General features: G+C 63.3%; 21 protein-coding genes. 11 read left to right on the forward strand and 10 right to left on the reverse strand.

The window, feature by feature from the left end; translation table 11 throughout:
* Positions 1–51 precede the first annotated feature (51 nt).
* Together BMY91_RS06770 and BMY91_RS06775 are read left to right on the forward strand one after the other, a co-directional pair.
* Positions 52–966, forward strand: a complete 915-nt coding sequence (locus tag BMY91_RS06770) for a LysR family transcriptional regulator (RefSeq protein WP_090820196.1) — start codon at positions 52–54, stop codon at positions 964–966.
* 61 nt (positions 967–1,027) lie between these two features.
* On the forward strand, positions 1,028–1,540 hold the full coding sequence (locus BMY91_RS06775) for a GNAT family N-acetyltransferase (RefSeq protein ID WP_090820198.1): 513 nt from the start codon (positions 1,028–1,030) through the stop codon (positions 1,538–1,540).
* A gap of 111 nt (positions 1,541–1,651) precedes the next feature.
* Here BMY91_RS06775 and BMY91_RS06780 read toward each other — a convergent pair whose 3' ends face one another.
* Entirely contained in the window at positions 1,652–2,353 is a 702-nt protein-coding gene (locus BMY91_RS06780) for a hypothetical protein (protein ID WP_090820200.1), read from the reverse strand.
* 124 nt (positions 2,354–2,477) lie between these two features.
* Here BMY91_RS06780 and BMY91_RS06785 point away from each other — a divergent pair, with 124 nt between their 5' ends.
* The 4 genes from BMY91_RS06785 to BMY91_RS06800 all read left to right on the forward strand — a co-directional run bounded on the left by BMY91_RS06785 (position 2,478) and on the right by BMY91_RS06800 (position 5,819).
* Positions 2,478–2,909, forward strand: a complete 432-nt coding sequence (locus BMY91_RS06785) for a VOC family protein (protein WP_090820202.1) — start codon at positions 2,478–2,480, stop codon at positions 2,907–2,909.
* Positions 2,906–3,409, forward strand: coding sequence for a DinB family protein (locus BMY91_RS06790; protein ID WP_090820204.1), 504 nt, complete (start codon positions 2,906–2,908; stop codon positions 3,407–3,409). Before BMY91_RS06785 ends, BMY91_RS06790 begins: the two co-directional genes overlap by 4 nt.
* A 145-nt stretch (positions 3,410–3,554) precedes the next feature.
* Entirely contained in the window at positions 3,555–4,892 is a 1,338-nt protein-coding gene (locus BMY91_RS06795) for an amidohydrolase family protein (RefSeq protein ID WP_090820206.1), read from the forward strand.
* Positions 4,893–5,066: 174 nt separating this feature from the next.
* Entirely contained in the window at positions 5,067–5,819 is a 753-nt protein-coding gene (locus BMY91_RS06800; RefSeq protein WP_090820208.1) for an ArsR/SmtB family transcription factor, read from the forward strand.
* A 70-nt stretch (positions 5,820–5,889) separates the two neighbouring features.
* Here the strand turns inward: BMY91_RS06800 and BMY91_RS06805 are convergent, their stop codons facing one another.
* Together BMY91_RS06805 and BMY91_RS06810 are read right to left on the reverse strand one after the other, a co-directional pair.
* A complete protein-coding gene (locus tag BMY91_RS06805) occupies positions 5,890–6,882 on the reverse strand; it encodes a nucleoside hydrolase (protein WP_090820210.1) in 993 nt (330 codons plus the stop codon).
* A 94-nt stretch (positions 6,883–6,976) separates the two neighbouring features.
* The gene (locus BMY91_RS06810; RefSeq protein ID WP_090820212.1) at positions 6,977–8,428 is read right to left on the reverse strand and encodes an MFS transporter; all 1,452 of its coding nucleotides are present in this window, start codon (positions 8,426–8,428) and stop codon (positions 6,977–6,979) included.
* A gap of 135 nt (positions 8,429–8,563) precedes the next feature.
* Between BMY91_RS06810 and BMY91_RS06815 the strand changes: the two genes are divergently transcribed.
* Positions 8,564–9,337, forward strand: coding sequence for a GntR family transcriptional regulator (locus tag BMY91_RS06815; RefSeq protein WP_090820214.1), 774 nt, complete (start codon positions 8,564–8,566; stop codon positions 9,335–9,337).
* A gap of 22 nt (positions 9,338–9,359) precedes the next feature.
* Positions 9,360–10,268, forward strand: a complete 909-nt coding sequence (locus tag BMY91_RS06820; protein ID WP_090820216.1) for a ribokinase — start codon at positions 9,360–9,362, stop codon at positions 10,266–10,268.
* Here BMY91_RS06820 and BMY91_RS06825 read toward each other — a convergent pair.
* From BMY91_RS06825 to BMY91_RS06845, 5 genes are all read right to left on the reverse strand, one after another.
* Positions 10,214–11,275, reverse strand: coding sequence for an SDR family oxidoreductase (locus tag BMY91_RS06825; RefSeq protein WP_090820218.1), 1,062 nt, complete (start codon positions 11,273–11,275; stop codon positions 10,214–10,216). The two genes, BMY91_RS06820 and BMY91_RS06825, sit on opposite strands and share 55 nt — an antisense overlap.
* On the reverse strand, positions 11,272–11,871 hold the full coding sequence (locus BMY91_RS06830; RefSeq protein ID WP_090820220.1) for a TetR/AcrR family transcriptional regulator: 600 nt from the start codon (positions 11,869–11,871) through the stop codon (positions 11,272–11,274). The genes BMY91_RS06825 and BMY91_RS06830 overlap by 4 nt, the downstream gene beginning before the upstream one ends.
* 86 nt (positions 11,872–11,957) lie before the next feature.
* Positions 11,958–12,242: an acylphosphatase gene (locus tag BMY91_RS06835; RefSeq protein ID WP_090820222.1), complete on the reverse strand. Its 285-nt coding sequence runs from the start codon at positions 12,240–12,242 to the stop codon at positions 11,958–11,960.
* A gap of 19 nt (positions 12,243–12,261) precedes the next feature.
* On the reverse strand, positions 12,262–13,167 hold the full coding sequence (locus tag BMY91_RS06840) for a pullulanase X25 domain-containing protein (protein WP_090820224.1): 906 nt from the start codon (positions 13,165–13,167) through the stop codon (positions 12,262–12,264).
* A 145-nt stretch (positions 13,168–13,312) separates the two neighbouring features.
* Positions 13,313–14,344 (reverse strand): adenosine deaminase, encoded by a 1,032-nt coding sequence (locus tag BMY91_RS06845; RefSeq protein ID WP_090820226.1) that lies wholly within the window; start codon positions 14,342–14,344, stop codon positions 13,313–13,315.
* Positions 14,345–14,427: 83 nt separating this feature from the next.
* Between BMY91_RS06845 and BMY91_RS06850 the strand changes: the two genes are divergently transcribed.
* Positions 14,428–15,339 carry an MSMEG_6728 family protein gene (locus BMY91_RS06850; protein ID WP_090820228.1) on the forward strand — a complete coding sequence of 304 codons (912 nt, stop codon included), beginning with the start codon at positions 14,428–14,430 and terminating at the stop codon, positions 15,337–15,339.
* A 106-nt stretch (positions 15,340–15,445) separates the two neighbouring features.
* Here BMY91_RS06850 and BMY91_RS06855 read toward each other — a convergent pair whose 3' ends face one another.
* Both BMY91_RS06855 and BMY91_RS06860 read right to left on the reverse strand, forming a co-directional pair.
* Positions 15,446–16,777, reverse strand: a complete 1,332-nt coding sequence (locus BMY91_RS06855; RefSeq protein WP_256212623.1) for a purine-cytosine permease family protein — start codon at positions 16,775–16,777, stop codon at positions 15,446–15,448.
* Between the two features lie 191 nt (positions 16,778–16,968).
* Positions 16,969–18,414 (reverse strand): PucR family transcriptional regulator, encoded by a 1,446-nt coding sequence (locus BMY91_RS06860; RefSeq protein WP_090820230.1) that lies wholly within the window; start codon positions 18,412–18,414, stop codon positions 16,969–16,971.
* Between the two features lie 121 nt (positions 18,415–18,535).
* Between BMY91_RS06860 and pxpA the strand changes: the two genes are divergently transcribed.
* Positions 18,536–19,345: a 5-oxoprolinase subunit PxpA gene (gene pxpA / locus BMY91_RS06865; protein ID WP_090820232.1), complete on the forward strand. Its 810-nt coding sequence runs from the start codon at positions 18,536–18,538 to the stop codon at positions 19,343–19,345.
* A gap of 49 nt (positions 19,346–19,394) precedes the next feature.
* Positions 19,395–19,634, forward strand: coding sequence for an acetyl-CoA carboxylase (locus BMY91_RS06870; RefSeq protein WP_090820234.1), 240 nt, complete (start codon positions 19,395–19,397; stop codon positions 19,632–19,634).
* Positions 19,635–19,640 lie beyond the last annotated feature (6 nt).

A 19,640-nucleotide genomic window follows, 5' to 3' on the forward strand; every position in this document is an offset into this window, starting at 1 on the left:
GAAACTTTGCGAGCTTTTGATTCCATTCCGGAATGGAACTAGGCTCCGTGGATGGAACTACGGCTCTTGCGGTCCTTCGTCGCTGTTGCAGAAACCGGGAATTTCGGCCTGGCTGCGACGTCGCTCTCCACCACACAATCCAATCTGACCAAGCAGATCCAACTCCTGGAGCGCCAAGCCGGGAGCCAGTTGTTCACCCGTGGACGGCACGGAGCAGCACTCACCACCGCCGGAGAGACGTTGCTCGCCGACGCGATTGACCTTGTTCGGCGGGCGGATGCGCTCGCCCAACGCATGGATCGGGTGGCAGCCGGTGCCGAGGGCGTGCTGAACGTGGGCTTCGGCATGTCCGCGATCGACGCTGCCCCGCGCGCCGTGGCCCATTTCCGGACCAAACACCCGGCGATCGATATCGGGTTGGAAGACATGTCATCCTCGGCGCAGTTTCAGGCACTCCGCAGTGGCACCCTCAGCCTCGGATTCGTTCGCCTGCCAGCCCCACCAGACATTGCCACCCGGATGATTCGCCGTGATCGCCTGGCCCTTGCCATTCCCAGCGCTGAGTCCGCTCCTGCCGCCACGCGCGAAGCACTCCAGCAGTACTTCGACGGCCGCCCCATCATCCGGCTTGAGCCGACCCGCGGCCCGGGCCTTACGGCTCAAACCAGCACACTGTTCACGGACCTGGGAGCCCACCCCAATGTCCTGTACCAAACGTCAGACCTGCTCACGGTGCTGGCGCTGGTCGCCGCCGGAGCCGGGTCCGCCGTCGTCCCCGCCAGCACGGCCGCTATCATTCCTGAAGGCGTCCACCTGGTGCCCATCAATCGTGAGTCCTCCATGTGGAGCATCGGAACCGCATGGCTGGCCGGAAACACGGACCCTCTGATCCGCCTGTTCCTGGAATCAGTCGAAGCTACGGGACCTCTAGCCGAAGCTACGGGGTCCTCAGCCCAAACACCCTAAGGGGCCGCAGCCCCTCACAGACCACCCCTTCGCGCCGCTCGGCTGCAGGTAGGCTTCGGAGATGCTTCCCCACCCGACGGACCGGCTGCGCTTCCGCGAGATGACCATGGAAGATCTTGACTCCATGAGCGCCATGCTCGGCGACCCCTCGGTGATGACCTACTACCCGGCCCCGAAAACCCGGGAAGAAGCAGTTGCCTGGATCGACTGGAACCAAGCCAATTATGCGCGCCACGGGTATGGGTTGTGGATTGTGGAAACGCACGACGGCGGGTTCGTCGGCGATTGCGGGTTGACGTGGCGACAAGTCAACGGGCGGTCCGAACTGGAGGTGGGTTACCACGTTCGCTCCGATCTTCAGGGGCGTGGGTATGCCACGGAGGCTGCGTCGGCGTGCCTGGAATTCGCGCGCGATGCCGTCGGGGCTGCCTTGCTGGTAGCCATCATCCACCCGGACAACGTGGCCTCGCGCCGGGTGGCTGAGCGTCTGGGCATGCGGCACCTCGAAGACGAGCTGTCCGGATCGCTGGTCAGGACCGTGATGGGTGTCGACTTGGCCCAGTCGCCGCCATAGCCCGTACCGCCACCACCCACTGTGGACTCACACCACCCCAAATACACCCTATTTCGGTTGCAAAATGGCCCCGCGAGGTTCAAACAGGGTCAGGAAGGCACTCCCCCGGAATCACGCGAACCGAACGTCCGTGTCGGGGTCCTTGTCTGCGTCCTTGCGGGTGTCCAGAATTCCGGCGATCTTGCCTTCCAATGCGGCAACAGTGGCTTCGGGCAGGACGATCAAGCCGTCCAGTTCCTTGCGGGCGCGCTTGTATGCGGTTTGACGCTCGGCGGGCGTGGCGGCGGTGTCTTCCGCGATGCGCAGCAGTTTCCGTGCGGTTGCCAGCCGTTGCCGCTCGGGCCCACTGAAGTTGCCGTCCTTAATGCGGCGGGCTTCCCGCTCGGCAACATCAAAAGCGAGTTCGTAACTATGGACAGCGGCCCGATACTCAGCCAGCCTGGCCGGCGTCGAAATCTCTTCCGGCGTTGCCGGCCGCAGTCCGTCAGCTTCCTTCTTGGCGCGCAGGAAGGCGACCGTGAGTGGTTCCCGGACGTCGGTCATGAGGGGGAAATCGATGAGGTTGCCCACGTCGAGCTCGTAATCCAGCCATCTGTGGTTCACGGAGTCGTGGGCAGCGATCAGCGACACCACCTCGGCCTGGTTGGCTTCCTCGTGAACCGCCAGTTGGTTCCGCAGCTTGAGCAGTTCCACCTTGCGGCGGTGCCGTTCCTCGCTGGCCTTGGACCACGACCTTGCCCACCCGCCAGCCATCCCGCCGATCGGGAAAATGAGCCACCAGTAACTGCCAAGGAAGTCGAAGAGGGGTTCCACTGCTCCATCCTCCCACCGGCCTGAACCGAGGCTCAACAGGGCTGGCCAAGTTGGCTACTTCGTGATGGTGAGCCATGCCCTCATTGTGGCACTGCGCGTCGCACCATCCCGTTAGGCTTCCCCTATGGACCAGCAACTGCACTTCATCACGTTTGCCACGCCGGACCTCGACGCCGCGCGAGCTTTCTATAAGGACGGGCTCGGTTGGGATCCCCGCATGGATGTTCCCGGCGAGATCCTGTTCTTCCAGGTTGCGCCGGGGCTAATGCTCGGCCTGTTCGACGCCGAAAAGTTTGATCAGGACCTCAACAGCTCAACACCCACGGATGGCGTCTGCGGGGTGACGCTTTCCCACAACGTCAGCAGCGCTGAGGACGTATCCAGCACCATCGACGCCTTGGTGGCCGCGGGCGCCACGGTCATCAAACCCGCCCAAGCCGGCGCCTTTGGCGGCATCTTCCACGGACACGTTAAGGATCCGAACGGCATTGTCTGGGAGATTGCGCACAACCCCGGCTGGAGGATCGACGACGACGGCACCGTGGTTTTCGGATGAGTTCACTGCCCCCGACATTCGCCGACGACGTCATCAACCAGAGTGCCCGCATTCAGTTCGACACTTTTCTGGACGAGCACCGCAGGGCCCTCAACGCCAGCTTGGACGGACTCACTGAAGAACAAGCACGACGGCGGTTGGTCCCGTCGCGTACGACGCTCCTGGGCTTGGTGAAGCACGCGATCTTCGTGGAGAAGGTGTGGTTCGACGAAGCCATCACGCGAAGGTCCCGAGCAGAGATTGGAATCCCGGCGTCACCTGACGAGTCGTTCATCCTGGACGAGCACGACACCATCGCCAGCATTCAAGCATCCCACCAGGAAGCATGCGATGCGTCCCGGCGCGCGGTTGCTGATCTGGGCCTCGAGGATCTGCTGCTGGGGAACCGCCGCGGACCACTCCCCCTCCGATGGGTCTACCTCCATATGCTGCGGGAACTCGCGCAGCACTGTGGGCACGCGGATATCCTGCGGGAACAAATCATCGACGCCGACTCCTGATTTTTGGCATACCAAATAGTCTCAACGGTGGATGCGATGCGGGTAAAGACTTGCGAAGGGCACTCAACTGGGTGCATTCTGGAATACCAAATGCAGATCGCTGTCCCCAGACGGTCACCGCAGTCAGTTCCCCAGGAGTACAACGATGTGCCTTCACGACCACACCTCAGCACCCACACCCAAGGGTGAACTGCCTCGCCGCGGCATCCTCGCCGGAGCCGCCGCCCTGGCTGGAATCTCCGTAGCGGGCATCGCCGCACAGTTGGCATCAGCGCCAACCGCCCTTGCGGACAACGGCCAGGCGGGACCGAACTACCCCGGCAAGCCGCTGCCTGCCCAGGCCGTGATCATTGAGGGTGGAACGGTGGTTGACCCCAAGACCGGCGACGCTGTGGCCGATGGTGTGGTGGTGCTCGACGGCGGCAAGGTCACCGCCGTCGGAAGCCGCGACGAAACGCGGAAGGCCGTGGCCGCCGTCGCAAAGCGCGCCCGCGTGCTGAACGCCTCGGGCAAATGGGTGCTCCCGGGCTTGGTCGATGCGCACGTCCACGCCAATGCGCTGGCCGACGCCCGCGCCCTGCTGCAAGGTGGTGCCACGAGTGTCCGCAGCGGTTCCAGCACCTTCTATCAGGACATTGCCCTGGCGGCCCTGCCTTTGTGGGCGCCCGGCCTCTCTCCCAGGATGACTCCGGCGGGCCTGTTCATTTCGCCGGATCAGGGAGATTCCCTCCTGGCCGATCCGGACCTGGCCCCTTTGGCGACACTGACCGGCGGCGTCAATGAGCCCCAGGATCTGGCCTATCTCACCCGTATCAACCTCAAGCGCGGGGCCCAGGTCATCAAGACCCGCGCCAACCCACGGGCCGGCCTCCCCGAGCAGGACCCCCGCGAGCTCGTGTACAACGTGGACCAGATCGGAGCGATCGTCAAGGCAGCCAAGGGCGCCGGCGTCCTCTGCCACGCGTACAGCGCAGAGGGTATTGACGGCGCAGTCCGCGCCGGCGTACGCAGCATCGAACACGGCGTCTTCATGACGGAGAAGACCATCCAGGACATGGCCCGGCGCGGCACTTTCTTCACTCCCACCATGGATGCGATCACCAGCATGGCCCGCTCCGCCAACCCCATCCTGGCCGCACGCGGAACGGAATACACGCCGATCCTGCAGGCTGCGGTCCGGGCAGCCAAGGATGCCGGGGTGACGATCGTGGCCGGAACGGACTCCTTTGGAACGGATGTCACACCGATCGGCACGGAAGCGCGGCTGCTCGCCGAAGCGGGATTGACCCCGCTGGAAGCACTGCGGGCTGCCACCACGAATGCTGCCCGTTTGCTGGGACGCGGCGAAACCGTGGGACGACTGGTCCGGGGTTTCATGGCCGACGTCGTGGTGGTTGACTCCGATCCGCTGACAGATGGTTCTGCTTTGGAAAAGGTCAGCACGGTGATCGCCCAAGGAGCCATTGTGCGCACCAACCTCTAGCCCACCCCGGGAAACCCGCCCATAAATCGCCCAGATCGCCGGAAGCATGCCGGGATCGCCGGATAGGACCAGCGACCCCGCACGTTTCCGGCGATTTCGCTGCTCGCCCAGGCCGCCACCCGTAGCCCGAAAAATCCGTTGACACGTGACCAAACAGTCACCTATTCTGAGTCCATGGACGCCGTGTTCAAGGCCTTGGCAGACCCCACCCGCAGGGAACTCCTCGATGAGTTGTTCCGCGAGGATGGCCAGTCTGCCTCAGCCCTCGGAGCCCAGTTCGAGATGACCCGTTTCGGCATCGCCAAGCACCTCAAGCTGCTGGAAGATGCAGGACTGGTGGTCACCCGCCGTCGGGGGCGTGAAAAGCTGCACTTCCTGAACGCTGTCCCTATCCGGCTCATCCACGATCGTTGGGTGAGTAAATACGCAGAACCATGGGCCGCTGCCCTCAGCGACCTCAAATCCAGATTGGAAAGTCCCATGGAAAAGATCTTCGAGATTTACATCAAGACCACTCCGGAACGGCTCTGGGAAGCCATCACGGACAGCGAGATCCGCAGCAAGTACCAGTTCGGGAACACCTTCACCTCGGACTGGACTCCGGGCAGCCGCTTCGAGATGCACAACGTCAAAGCCGGCGCTCCACTGGGCGAAGGCGAGAACATCGAAGTCGATCCCCCACGCCGCCTCGTCCAAACCATGCGCGCCCTCTGGGGCGAGGATGTGAAGGCAGAAGGAACATCGCGGATCACCTGGGAGATCGAGCCCGTCGGCGATTCATGCCACCTCACCGTCACTCACGATCAGCTCCGCGAAGGCGCCAACGATCAACTCTACGGCGGCTGGCCCATGATCCTCTCCGGCCTCAAGACCTGGTTGGAGACCGGCGAGAAGCTCACCACGCCCGGCTCACTCATGTACACGTGAACACATTAAAGAAGGACGACGACGGCGGGCCGCTGCCGCCGTCGTCGTCGGTACTTCAGTCTCCCGCCCGTCAGGCGACGGGTGCCGCGGCCTGAGCTTCAGTCAGCCACGCTGCCTGCAGGGTGCCCAGCAGGTGCGGCGCGAAGTCCTCACCGATTTCGAGGACCACACGGCACCGTGCGCCGCGCTGCTCCGGGAACCCGGCATACTGTCCGCGGAGATCGCAGACCGTCTGGCCACGGCCGGGTCCGTCAGTGGTGTCCACCTGGACGCGGACGGTCGGGGCGAGGGTGAGTTCCACTCCCCTGACAGCGATGGCGGCCGCCAGGGGATCGTGCATGGCCGAGCAAGCACGCCCAAAGATGTCCACGTAGAAGCCAAAGTAGTAGCCCAACATTTCACCGAGCGCCTGCGAGACCGGGTGCTCGTTGGCCAAAAGTTCCTGGCGGTGGTTTTCCTCCAGGACGTTGGTCATGGTCACATCCAACGGCACCAGCGTCACGTTCCAGCTTGCGGCCAGGACCTCGGCTGCGGCTTCGGGATCGTTGGCGATGTTGGCCTCAGCCACGGGAGAGATGTTCCCCGGCGCCAGCGCCGCTCCACCCATGATGGTGACTTCGGCTATGAGCTCCGGGAGCTTGGGTTCCAGGCGCAGGGCTTCAGCGATGTTGGTCAGCGGGCCGATGGCCACCAAGCGCAGCTCCCCCGCATACTGGTGGGCCAACTGGACCAACAATTCGGCCGCCGAAACCCCTACCGGCTCACGGTCGGACGGGACCAGGTCCACCCCGCCAATCCCGTTGTCGCCGTGGACATGCGGAGCGCCGCCATGGAAAGTACCAACCTGGGGATCGTGCGCACCAACAGCCACGGGGATGTCCGGGTGGCCGGCCAGGTTCAGCAGATCCAGGGTGTTCCGGGCTCCGCCTGCAGCACTGACGTTGCCGCTCACGGTGCCGATGCCCACGAGGTCGGCCCGCGGGGACGCCAGCAGGTAGGCGAGGGCGAGCGCGTCGTCAATGCCGGTATCGCAGTCAAGGAAGAACGGGGCGGGCTGGGTCATGATGGTCTCTCGTTTCAGGTGTAGCGGGTGTGAAGGTGGGGCTGGCGAAGCAGCGGTGAGGTTGGCAGGCGAAGCCGCGTTCCGGCGTCGTGCGTTAGATCTTTTCGCCCTTGGGAGCCGCGATGAACAGGCTCACAATGAAGGCCAAGGCGGTAATGGACACCGAAATCCAGAGGGCCGTCGAGTAGCCCGCTGCGGTGCCCAGGCCGGCGAACGGCGCAACAATCACGACGCCGAGGCTCGCTCCGATGCCGAAGGAGGCACCGTTGATGCCCGGCAAAGCGGCAGGCGCTTCCTTGGGCGAGAGCAGGACGGACAGGCCGTTGATGGCGGTGAGGAAGAAGCCGTTGTAGAAGATACCCAGGGCGGCGATGGCGATGAGGACTGCGATCTGGTTGTGGACAAACAGTGCGGCCACGATCGCGCAGGCCAGGCTGGTGGCGGTGCCTACGCGAACGGTTTTGATCCAGCCGCGACGATCGGCGATCCAGCCGGCGAGCGGAGCAGCGAATACGCCAATGAGGGCAGCAGGGGTGAGGAACAGCAGCGCTGCAACAGACGCGGTCAGGCCGAAGCCGTTGTCCTTGTCCTGGCTCAGCAGAACCACGGTGAAGTTAATGATGGCGAAGATGCCTGCGAGCGTCAGCACGGTTGTTGCGATGACCGGCCACACCTGGCGTGAACGGAGATGGTGCACTGCAACCAGCGGCGTTTCACGCTTTTTCTCGATGAGCCAGAAGGCCGTGAAAGATGCGATGCTGCCGGCCAGCAGGCCAAGGGCGGCAGGCGAGGTCCAGCCGGCCGAGGAACCCGTGGAGACGAAGTACGTGATGAACACCAGGAACACCGACAGCGAGCCAGCACCCCACCAGTCCATCCGGCCGGGAGCCACAGAGGACTTACCACCCGGAACAACTTTGATGACGCAGATTGCCGCGATGACAGCCAGCACCAGCACAGCGACGAAAATCGACTGGAAGCCCAGGGTCTCGGCCATGAGTCCGCCGAAGTAGCCGTCCACGCCGCCAACGCCGCCGTTGATGGCCGCGATGATGCCGATGGACGTACCGAAGAGCCGGGCCGGCAGGTACTCGTTGAGAACGATGTAGGAGAGCGCAAAGATGGCGCTCGAAACACCCTGCATGAAGCGGCCGGCCACCAGCAAAGGCAGGCTGGGCGCGAAGATGCAGAGCACAGTACCGGCACCCATGATCGCCAGAACCAGGAGAAGTGCGTTGCGGCGGCCGATGAAGTCGCTCCAGCGCCCGATGACGGGACCGGAAATTGCGCCGGCCAGGAAGAACATCGACTGCACCTGGGCAACTGCTTCCGGTGTCTCACCGAAGAAGGAGCCGATGTGTGGGAGTGCAGGCGTGATCATGCTGGCGTTGAGCTGGAAGGCAAGTACGGCGAGCACCAGCGTGGTGATCAGCAGTGCCGCGGCTTTGCCTTGGAAACGGCCCTGGTCCGTGGCTGTGTTGGGGTCCGCTGAGGCTGCGGCCTGCGGGTCTGCCGTCTGCGTGCCTGTGGTGGCGGGGATGTTCACATCAAACTCCTTTGTCCGAGGGCGCGGGGCGGCGCCACGAGATGTGAGTTGTTATACAAGCATGTATTACGAGCTTGTGCAACCTGTCACAGTCTTCCGGTACAGTGTCCGTAACCCATCTCAAGTGAGGCACCCTTGACCGACAACGCCGTCCAGTTCCTGTCCCGACCCATTGCCACCCAGCCAGGGCAGCCCCTGCGCGTCGCGGCCTATTCCCGCATCGCCGAAGCGATCCGGACCAAGATCCTGCCGCCGGGCTCTTTGCTCCCCACGGAGACCGAGCTGGGCACCATGATGGACGTCAGCCGCACCGTGATCCGGGAAGCGCTGATGCTGCTGGAAGAAGACGGCCTCACCCGGGCACGCCGCGGAGTTGGGCGCTTTGTGGCCGATTCGTTGCCCCGCATCGGCATTGAACACATCCGGCCGTTCGATCAGCTTCTGGGTGGCCAGGAGCAGGACATCCAGGTCAAACGGGTAGCTGCCATCAAGCAGCCGGCCTCCGAATTTGTGGCGCCGGGCATCGGCGTACAGCCCGAAGAGGACGTCTGGTTCTGGGAGAGTGTGCTCATCAGGAACGGCGAGCCTGTGGCGCATCTCCAGGAGAACGTCTCGCAGGCAATCCCTGAAGCTGAAGCCCTTGCCGAGGCTGCAGAGGCTCCCACGCTTTCCGCGTCAACACTCCTGGAAGTCCTCAGCGGCCTTCCCGGCTCATCACTTGGACCCGGTGAATGCCAGATCAGCCTGAGTACCGCCGGGCCCAGCCGCGCAAAGTTGCTGGGGCTCCGCCCTTCTGATCCCGTGCTGGTCCTCACCCAGTACGTCCGCCGGAGCGGCTCGCCGTTCTATCTGGCCAAGTGCCTCGTGGCCGCCAAGGCAGGCCACCTGTCAGTCATCCAATCCTCCTGATTCCTCCCGAAAAGGTTCTTCCATGAGTACTTCCGTTCAGTCTTCTGCGCCCACTGTGCCGTCCACGCTCACGGTTGTGGGCAGCATCAACCTCGACATCACGGCCACGGCCAGCCGGCTCCCCTCGCCGGGTGAGACCGTCGGCGGAGCAGTCCTTCGCCAACAGCCCGGAGGAAAGGGCGCCAACCAGGCAGTCGCTGCGGCCCGGCTCGGAGGCAGCTCCCGCATGGTGGGGGCCGTGGGCCAGGACGATGCCGGACGGACGCTGATGAGCGCCATGGCTGACGCCGGCGTCGATGTCCAGGACATCGCAACGCTGGACGCCGCCACCGGCACCGCGTTGGTGCTGGTGGACAGTGACGGTGAGAACCAGATCGTGGTGTGCCCGGGCGCCAATGGTTCAGTTGACCTGGGCGGAACTACCTTCCGCGACGACGAGGCCGTGCTCTGCCAACTTGAGGTGGATCAGGCCGTGGTGTTGGAGGCCGCCCGTCGGACCAAGGGATTCTTTGCGCTGAACGCTGCTCCTGCCGCACCGATCCTTCCGGAGCTGCTGGACCGCTGCGATCTGGTCATCGTGAATGAAACCGAATACGAGCTCATCCCTGCCCTGCGCCATGCGCCGCTGGTAGCTGTAACCTACGGCGGCGATGGCTCGGCCATCTTCGTGGATGGCGAACGCGTCGCCGAGGCCCCAGCCGTTCGCGTTACTGACATTGCCAATACCATCGGGGCCGGTGATGCCTTCTGCGCCGCTTTGGTTCTGGCACTCCAAGACGGGCTTGACTACACGCATGCGCTGGCCGTTGCCAATGCTGTGGGCGCAGACGCCGTGCGGGATGCTTCGTCTCAGCCTGCGTTGAAGTCGCTGGAGCACTACATCGAAGCGACGCGAGTACCCGACGCAGCGACGTCCGCCGCCACCAAATAGTCCGCCCAGCGCCTCAAGGCAGTCTCCACGGACGGATAGTGCAATCCGTGTCCCTCCGCCAAGGCGAGTGCGGCCGCGGTGGGATACCGGTCCTCCGAGAGGAAGGACAACGTCTCCGGATCCGCGCCGGTGAGTTTGGGTGGGAGCCTCTTCAGCAGACCGCTGGGGATCTTCAGCCACGGTACCCGGACATTCAAGTGCTTCCCGAGCATCCTCAGCAGCTCCGGCAACGGCGGTGTGGCGTCATCGAGTACCCAATAAGAGGCATTCTTCGATGCGGGACTGATGGGGACCAGTGCCATGAAGGCAGCCACATAGTCCACCGTGACCACTGGAACAAAAGTGCGGTTATTCCCCGGCAGGGCGGGCAGCTTTCCACGGAAGAGATCCATAATGCTGGTGGCAAGGCCCAGTACCTGGCGTGATTCGCCGTTGACTGAGTCTCCTATCACCGTGGCCGGATTGACCATGGTGAAGGGGACGCCCAGGGAAAGCGCCGCCGCCTGCACGACGGCGTCAGACTCCACCTTGGATCCCTCATAGGCGCCCAGGCGTTTGTACTCCTTGGCACGGCGCGCTGCATCCCACGGCACGTCGGCCGGGTCCTGGCCACCCACCCGATATCCGGACAGATGTACCAACCTGGTCAGTGCTGGCAACTTTGCGGCGAAACGAACCACGCTTTCGGCGCTGGCCACATTCGCGGAATAGGCATCCGCGGCAGTCATGCCAAAGGCGAAGGCGCCAGCCACGTTGTGCACTTCAGTGACGGACGGGAAATCGCCCGACGCCGGATCGAGGCCCAGGTGGGCCAGGTTGAAGTCCACGAGTACCGGCCTTGCGGATCCCTTGGCGTCATGCCGTGACAGCCAATCAGCCAACCGGCGGAAAGAATGTTCGGTGCGCACCGCAACTGAGACGGTGACGCCCTGTTGCAAGAGCTCGCGGACCAGCCACTGCCCTATGTGTCCCGTGGCCCCGAACACCAAAGCATGGCGGGAGCTCATGCGCCTGCGCCCACGTGAGCCGCCAGCAGCGTTTTGAGCGTGCCGGCAGCTGCGTCCAGGGGCCGGGTGGACTTGTGGGCACGGGACAGAATGAGCGAGCCCTCCACCAGGCAAATCATGGAGGTCGCCAAAGGTTGCGACCGCTCCTCCTGGAGCCCGAAGGTGGACAGGTATCCGGACACTGCCTGGATCCATGCGTGATAGACGCGGCTGCACGCTTCTCTCAGTTGCTCGTTCTCAGAGCCGGCATCCAGGGCTACGGATGAGACTGGACATCCTGCCTGATACTCGCTGGCTTCGAGGATGTCCTTGAGGCCGGTAATAAGGGCGTCCACGACGTCCGCAGGCGAAGAGGCGGACGTGGTCGCCTCGCTGATCAGTTGGCCGAGCTGATCGCCGGCCAACCCCACCGCTGCAGCGCCGAGCCCGGTCTTCCCCTCCGGGAAATGGAAATAGAGCGAACCCTTGGGAGCGCCTGACCGGGACAGCACTGTGTTGAGCCCCGTTCCGTGATAGCCGTGAAGCTGGATGAGGGCGAGCATGGAATCGATCAACCGCTGCCGGGTCGCGAGTCCTTTGGGGTACGAAGAAGACATGAAGAAAACAATAGACCAGTCTATATATTTTCCCCAGATGCACCTGGCTCCGGCCTCGAGACTGTGTCCCCGGAGCCTGGCGGCTCCTAGTCCACGATCCGAAAACCATCGAACTCCCCTGTGGCCTCCGAGACCTGGAAGTCGACATTCTCGATGCGGCCAGGTGCCCGCGGCGAGTGGAGCCACTTCACCAGCTGGTCGACGTCAGCCGCCGTTCCTTCGGCCACCAGTTCCACAGAGCCATCACGATGGTTCCGGACCGTCCCCTTCAGCAGGAGCTCGCCGGCTTTCAGGGCTGTCCGGTAGCGGAAACCCACACCTTGGACCACGCCCGTAATGCGGGCTGCGAGCCGAACGGTTACGTCAGTCATGGAACCACCTTAAGACGGGCTAGCCGATGACGATGTCCCGGGTCTGGTGACTGTACGTGATGGTCACCGGGCCGCCGTCATGGTTCAACTCGTGGTTGGCACCATCACGGGCGCCGAACGCACCGTAGTTCTCGTCCCACGAGCGGTTCAGCGCGATTTTGTAGGTGTAGAACCCGGCGGGGAGTTCCGCCGTGAGTGTCCACACCTGGACCAGAGGGTTGTACGTCATTTGGGCTTCGTCGTACTGGGGCGCCCAGTCCTCGGGAGCGCCCAGGATCTTGTTGAAATCACCGGCGATTGCCACGGCATCCGGCTGCGGCAACGTCTCGACGTCGGATGCCGCCTTGACCGTGGCCGGCGCCTTGCGGGTGGTGGCCTTCTTCGCGGTGGCCTTCGGAGCAGCGACCTTGGCAGCGGCGGCCTTCGGCGCAGAGACCTTGGCCGCGGCAACCTTCGGCTCCGCCACGTCAGTGGCAGCGACCTTTGGGGCCGCAGCAGCCTTCTTGGTGACGGCCCGCTTGGTCGCCGCTGCCTTCTTGGCCTGGGGCTTGGCTGGCGGGGCAGTCGGAACGGGAACATCGGCCGGGACCGGAGTTCCGGCGTCGAGCGCTGATCCGAACGTTGCTGCGTCCGGGAAGGCGACCGTCGCGCGCAGCCCGTCCTCCGGAATGGTCCAGCCCGAACGGCCCTTGACCAACCAGCCGGCCTTGACCAGCTTGGCCGATGCCGACGTCAGGGTCTTGTGGCCGCGCGGGATGCCGCCACTGAGAAGTTCAGCCTCATGGTCATTGAAAGGTACGCGGACAATCGCTTCGGCCAGTACCTCGCCGGCGTTCAGCGTTGCCTCGGACCACACGCCTTCAGCGAGGATGTCCAGTACGGCCTTCAGACGAAGGTTGGTGTTCTCGGCGGTGTTCGCGCCCATGCTTCTCCTTCAACGGTGGATACTCCCTTGCAGTTTGCCAATGAATTGTTAATTCCCGCGACTGCAATTGGTAAACACCGTGTGTCGTGACCGAGTGTGACATCCCAAGCGCCGCAAGTGATCTACGGGTCTCGGCTGCCGTGCTCTAGGTGTGTGGCACCGAGGCTTTAACCCACTCCGTGACTTCATCCAGCAACACCGATTTCCGGGCGTCGCTGGCGAACGATGACCGAATGGAATTGGCGGCCAAGGTGGCCTGCTCCGGCACCGAGAATTCCAGGACCTTGACCAACTGCTCAAAGTTGTCGTCCACATAGCCACCGAAATACGCGGGGTCGTCGGAGTTCACGCAGACGTTCAGGCCGATGGCGAGCATCTCGGGCAGCGGATGCTCGGCCAGCGTATCCACGGCACGGAGCCGGACATTCGACAAGGGACAGACAGTGAGCGGCACCTGTTCAGCCACCAAACGCTGCACGACGTCCGTGTTTTCCATGCAGCGGATGCCGTGATCGATCCGCTCCACGTGCAGGATGTCCAGTGCCTCGATGATGTAAGACGCCGGTCCTTCTTCGCCGGCGTGCGCGATCCGACGCAGCCCGGCCTCGCCCGCGCGCTGGTACAGGCGCTCAAATTTCGACGGCGGATTACCCACCTCTGCCGAATCCAGCCCGATGCCCGCAATCGGTGCCTTCATGGCAAGGAGCTGGTCCAGTACCTCAAGCGCGGATTCCTCAGACATGTCCCTCAGGAACGCAGCAATGAGGAGGGTGGACACACCGAAGTCTTCCTCGGACGTAGCAAGGGCTGCGGCAACTCCATTCACGCAGGTTTCCAGTGCCACGCCGCGGGAGACGTGGGCTTGGGGGTCCATCATGATTTCCGCGTGGCGCACTCCCCCGGCGGCGGCCCGCTTCAGGTAGGCACGCGTCATGTCAGTGAAGTCCTGCTCGGTCTGCAGTACGGCCATGTTGGCGTAGTAGAGATCCAGGAAGGATTGCAGGTCAGAGAACTCGTACTTTTCCCGGAGTTCTTCAATGTCTTCATACGGCAACTCGATGCCGTTCCGTTCGGCCAGGGCAAAGATCAGCTCTGGCTGGAGAGTCCCTTCGATGTGCAGGTGCAGTTCGGCAACCGGGGGCGCCGGGGCAATAGTTTTCTCGCCAAAAGTTTCCACCCGACAACTCTAGGCCCGAACGGCGGCACGTGTCCCGGAGCACTCAACTTGGTTCTCAAGCCCGGCACCCTCAAACTGAAAGGATGCAGACTTTCCTCCCTTTCGCCGATTTCCGTGAGAGCGCCGCGGCGCTCGACACTTCAAGGCTCGGCAAACAGCGCGTCGAAGCACTCCAGGTCCTCCGCGCGCTGGTGATCCCGGAGTACGGTTGGCAGCAGCACCCGGCCGTTCGCATGTGGATGGGCCACGTACCAGCGCTCACCATGTACGGCCTTGCCATGGCTGATGAGTGGATGAAACGCGGCCACCCGGACAACACCCGGGACAACATCGCGGAGTTCGCCCCGCAGGCCGCACACCCGGACTACGCGTCCCGGATCATCATGCCGCCGTGGCTCGGACACGAGGACCTGCACCTCAGCCACCGTTCCAAGTTGATCGGCAAGGACCCCAAGTTCTACACGCAGCTTTTCCCGGGCACCGAAGAGAAGCTTGAGTACATCTGGCCGGAGCCCAAGCACGAGTTCCACCCGGAAGATCCTGAGGACGACGCCCTGTTGATCCTGCGCGCCAACGTTGAGGACCAGCGCCCGGAGCAGCTCACCGTTGTCAGCATGCCGCCGCACGGCAAGGCCAAAGCCGCGGTTGCAGATCCGGACGAGTACCAGTTTGTGTACGCCGAGGAAAAGTCGCGTCGCCAGGTGGGCGGGCCAAAGAAGCGCCCAGTGGTGCAGCGGGAGAAGAAGCCCACCCGCAAACGCCAAGCCCAGGAGCAGGCGTTCAGCACCCTGCCCGGCAAGACTGAGCTCGCCATTCCGTTCGACGACGGCAAGACGTTCGCAGTCGGCCTCATCCAGGGCCGTCCCATCACCGTGGATGGCCGCTTCGCCCGCAACTTCGAGGTCACCAACGTGATCAAGCGCTCCGACTTCGACTACCCGGCGCTCCTGCAAGATCCCCGCGTGTTCTTCCCAGTCCCGGCGCCTGCGCAGTAGCGGCACCTTTTACCAACGCACGACGGCGGCAGCCGGGTTACGTAATTACGGAACCCAGCTGCCGCCGTAGTTGTCTGTTGTGTCTGTTGTCTAAGGGAAGAGCCGCCTAGACGAGTTGTTCCTCATCCACGTGGACGTCCTCCGAGATGTCCATGGCAGGCGGTTTCTGCAGCCTGTAGGCCACAAAATAGCCGCCGGCTGCCAGGGCCACTGTGATCAGGGGCGCAAGTTGGGCCAGTACCGGGACAGCCGTCTGCTCGGTGAGCAGGATGCCCGTCCCTGACGCCAGCAGCCAGGCCACCGTCCCCGGGCTGAAGGCCCTCAGGCGGTCGCGCCGGATCTCCGGTACCTCGTTGACGTTCTTGCGGTTCAACGCGATGTAGACCAAGGCGATGGCAACCCAGGCTGTGACAAAGACGCCTTGCCAGGCCAGCGCCTTGAGCAGATAAGAAAGCACGTTGGTCAGCATCAGCAGGTAGGCAATGGCTCCAGCTACGATGACCCAGACCCAACGGGGCAACGCCAAACGGAACACCCTGGTGGCGAAGGCGTCCAGGTTGGATGAAGCCAAGTAGTAGTTTGCAGTGTTGATACGGGTTTGCGAGATAAAGATCACCAGCACGCCGAAGATTCCCAGCGAGGAGATGAACGCGTCCACCACCCCTGTCTCTGTGCCCGCCAGTCCCCAGGCACTCATGATGTAGATGCCCACCAAGCCGTTGACGCCGAAAGTGAAGGCATAGAAAACCCAGCCAAAGGTGATCCGGCCATGGAATTTCTCGTCCTTCTTACGGGCCATCCGTGCGTAGTCAAACGTGTACATCATCATGATCCACACGCCCATATAAATGAGGTAGGAGGTCAGCCAGCCCGGGATGGGACCGTCGGCGACGCCTTCGGGGAAGCTGACCGGGAAGCCTCGGATAGCAGTTGCCGCGACCACCACTGCCACCAGCCCTGCGAAGTACAGGGGCAGCAACCAGCCATTGAGGCGATCGAGCCAGTTCTGCACTCCACCGGCCACCAGCGGCAGGGCGTAGATCACCACGATCGCGTACCACATGGTGATTTCGCCGCCGAAGAATTTCTGGAACGCCACCGCGATGATGGAACCTTCGAACACGGCGTAGTAGATGGCCGTGGCCGCGAAAATCAACGATGCGAGCGCGGATCCGACGATTCCGAAAAGGGTCCGGGAGAGGAGTTCGACGGTGAGCCCCGTCCGGGCGGCGTAGCGGGAGAGGACCAGGTTGATGATGCCGTAGCTGGCGATGGTCAGGATCATGCCGATGATGGTGTTGACGGTGCCAACTGCATTGGCGGAAGCCACAGCCACGTAGATCCAGAACATGGCCGAGAACAAGGCCCACCATGCCATGGTCAGGGACCAGCGCGGAGCACGGCGTGCTTCGGGCATGACGTAATTTGCGTAGGACAAAGTAACCCCTAGGGTTCAGGCGAACGGAGTGGGCCCGGATTCCTGCCGCCGTGATGAAACCTCTTGGGGAGCGGTTCCATAGCTGGCGGGCAACATGGCCCGTGAACTGACGTTAGTGACGCAGCGCACAAGTCGGTATCGGGCCGTCGCCTAAAAGAACACCCTCGGTTTATGCAGATTGCACATTTACCTCAGGCGTGCGCCGCAACGATACTCAGGGCGAGCAGGCACGTGGCGCGGACTTCGCCGTCGGACAGGTCCAGACCCAAGGCATCCTCGATCTTCCGCATCCGATACGTCAGCGTGTTCCTGTGGATGAAGAGTTCATCGCAGATCTCCCTGGAACTGCCGCTGTGCCTCAAGTACGAGTCGAGTGTCTCCCGCAGTGCGGTGCCGCCTTCGGACTCCAAGGGTGCCAACAGGCGTTGCGACATGGCCACCAACCCCGCGCTCGGGAGCCCTTGCACAATTCCGGTCAGGTCGGCGAGCGGAGCCGTCCGGACGCCGGGTCTGCCCACATGACGCCTGGCGAGGCTCAACGCCAGAGGCAGTTCGTTCAGGGTGCTGGACTCGGTGACCACCACAGCCAGTTCCGGAGCATCCTTGAAGAAGTCCCGGACCATGTCCAACAAGCCGGACGTTCCCCGCTTTTGCTGCACCAACAAGGTGGTGAGGCCCTTCTCCTCCATGAATCTGACGATGCCGAAGTTCGCCTCCAACCCCACCCTGGCCCGCCACGCAATGGCACGGAGTTTCAACCGCGGAATGTCCTTGGAAGCGCCGATCAGCACCGAACCCCAGTTCTCCTCGGGGGCAAATCCAGTGTCCACGGCCAAGCGTTTCAGCTGCGCGGGCGTGATGCCGCGATCCTCGTAGAGCGCTTCCATGAACCGTGCGGCCTCACGGGAGTGCAGCGGCGAACGGGAACCCAGGGTGTAGCTGAGTTGCATGGCAATGACAGCGGCTACGGGACCCAGGATGGGCTGCAGCACCACCGTGCTTTTGATGCCCTCGATCATGAGCCGGAAACGCTGCGATTCGCCGCTGGGGATGCGCAGGGTTGTTCGCGCAGTACCTCCGGCGGCGTCTCCTGCCCCGATAAGTTCGAAGCCGACGTCGTCCACCAAAGTCACCCGTGCGTGAACGAACGTGGCAACGCGCTCCAGGACGGTGGCCAGCGAGCGCCCCTCGGCGGCGAGCCGGGTGCACTCGTCCGCCAGTTCCCAGCCGGACCGCAGCTCCTCATAACGGTCGGTGGCGATGACGTGCTCCACGTGGCGCATGACCAACACAAACGGAACCTCGGGTGGCAGCTCCAACAGGGGAAGGCCGTGCGCTTCGCAGGCTTCCACCAGGCCGGCAGGAAGTTCGCTGTGCGCAGCGCCCAACCCGAACACCAGCCCCGAGACCGGCACGGCCAGGAGCCGCTCCACGTATGCTTCCCAAATCCGGTAGTCCTTCACATTGAGGCCCATGCCGTTGGTCAGCACCAGGGCATTGACGCTGAGGAACGGCGTGGGGTCCATGTGTTCTGTGGGGGCGCACCAGGTGATGGGCCTCGCCAATCGGCCAGGACTTCCGGGCACCCGCAGGGAAATCTTCAGGTCAGGGTCATCCACCAAGTCCGAAATACGCATTTGGGCCTCCACGAGCTGCAGGCAGATGGTCGCCTGATAGTGCAGACATCATAATCCGCATCACCATATTCAGCAGCCTGCACAATTACTATGCGTGCCGCGCTTGGATAGCGTTGCCCCCATGCAAACGAATGTGACCCCCAACACCTCTGCGTCCAGCACCTCTGCTTCAAGCACTCCTGCGTCCAGCACTCCTGCTTCCAGCTCCGCGAAGGCCGTGCTGTTGAACTCGGACATGGGCGAAGGCGTGGGCCTTCACGAATTCGGCAATGACGAGCAGCTAATGCGCATCATTGATGTGGCCAACGTTGCCTGCGGCTACCACGCCGGCGATCCCGATGTCATGAACCGGACCGTGGAGCTTGCCGCCGAACACGGAGTGGCCGTTGGCGCCCACCCCGGCCTGCCTGATCCCGTGGGCTTCGGCCGCCGCCGCATGGTGCTGCGTCCGGAAGAAGTCGAGTCCATCATCCTGTACCAAACCGGCGCACTGACTGCCTTCCTGGCCAAGCATGGCCTGGCCCTGAACCACATCAAACCGCATGGCGCCCTGTACGGGATGCTGTCCGGCGACGAGGAACTCATGGCCGCGGCTGCAGGCACTGCCAAGCTGTTCGGCGTCCCGTTCTTCGGCCTCGCAGGGACGGCGCATGAGTCCGTGTGCAGGGCCATGGGCGTGAAGTTCATCCCCGAGTTGTACGTGGACCTCAACTACGGTCCGGCCGGTGAACTGTTGATTCAGCGCCGCCCCGAGCCCACCAACCCGGAGGCAGCAGCCAACCGCGTACAAAAAGCGCTCGACGGCGGTCCCGTCCTGGCCGTTGACGGCACCAAATTGGACATCACCTTCGGCAGCATCTGCGTCCACTCGGACGCACCCAATTCCGTTGCGGTGGCATCGGCTGTCCGAGCCGTCCTCGATGCCCGCTGATTTTCCTGTTTTTCACGATCCCCCACCCCCTGAAAGCGAGAACACCCCTATGGGAACCATCGTCTCCCCACTCCCCGGCATCTTTTACCGCAAGCCCGGCCCGGGCAAGCCGCCGTTCGCCAATGAAGGCGACACGATCGAGGTCGGACAGACCCTGGGCATCGTGGAAATCATGAAGCAATTCACCGAAATCCAGTCCGACGTCGCGGGCGTCCTCGAATCGTTCGAGGTAGCCGAGGGCGACATGGTCAACCCGGGCGACCCCATCGTCGTCGTACGCGAAGGATAGGCGACC

The organism is Arthrobacter sp. yr096, assembly GCF_900108925.1.
GTDB lineage: Bacteria > Actinomycetota > Actinomycetes > Actinomycetales > Micrococcaceae > Arthrobacter.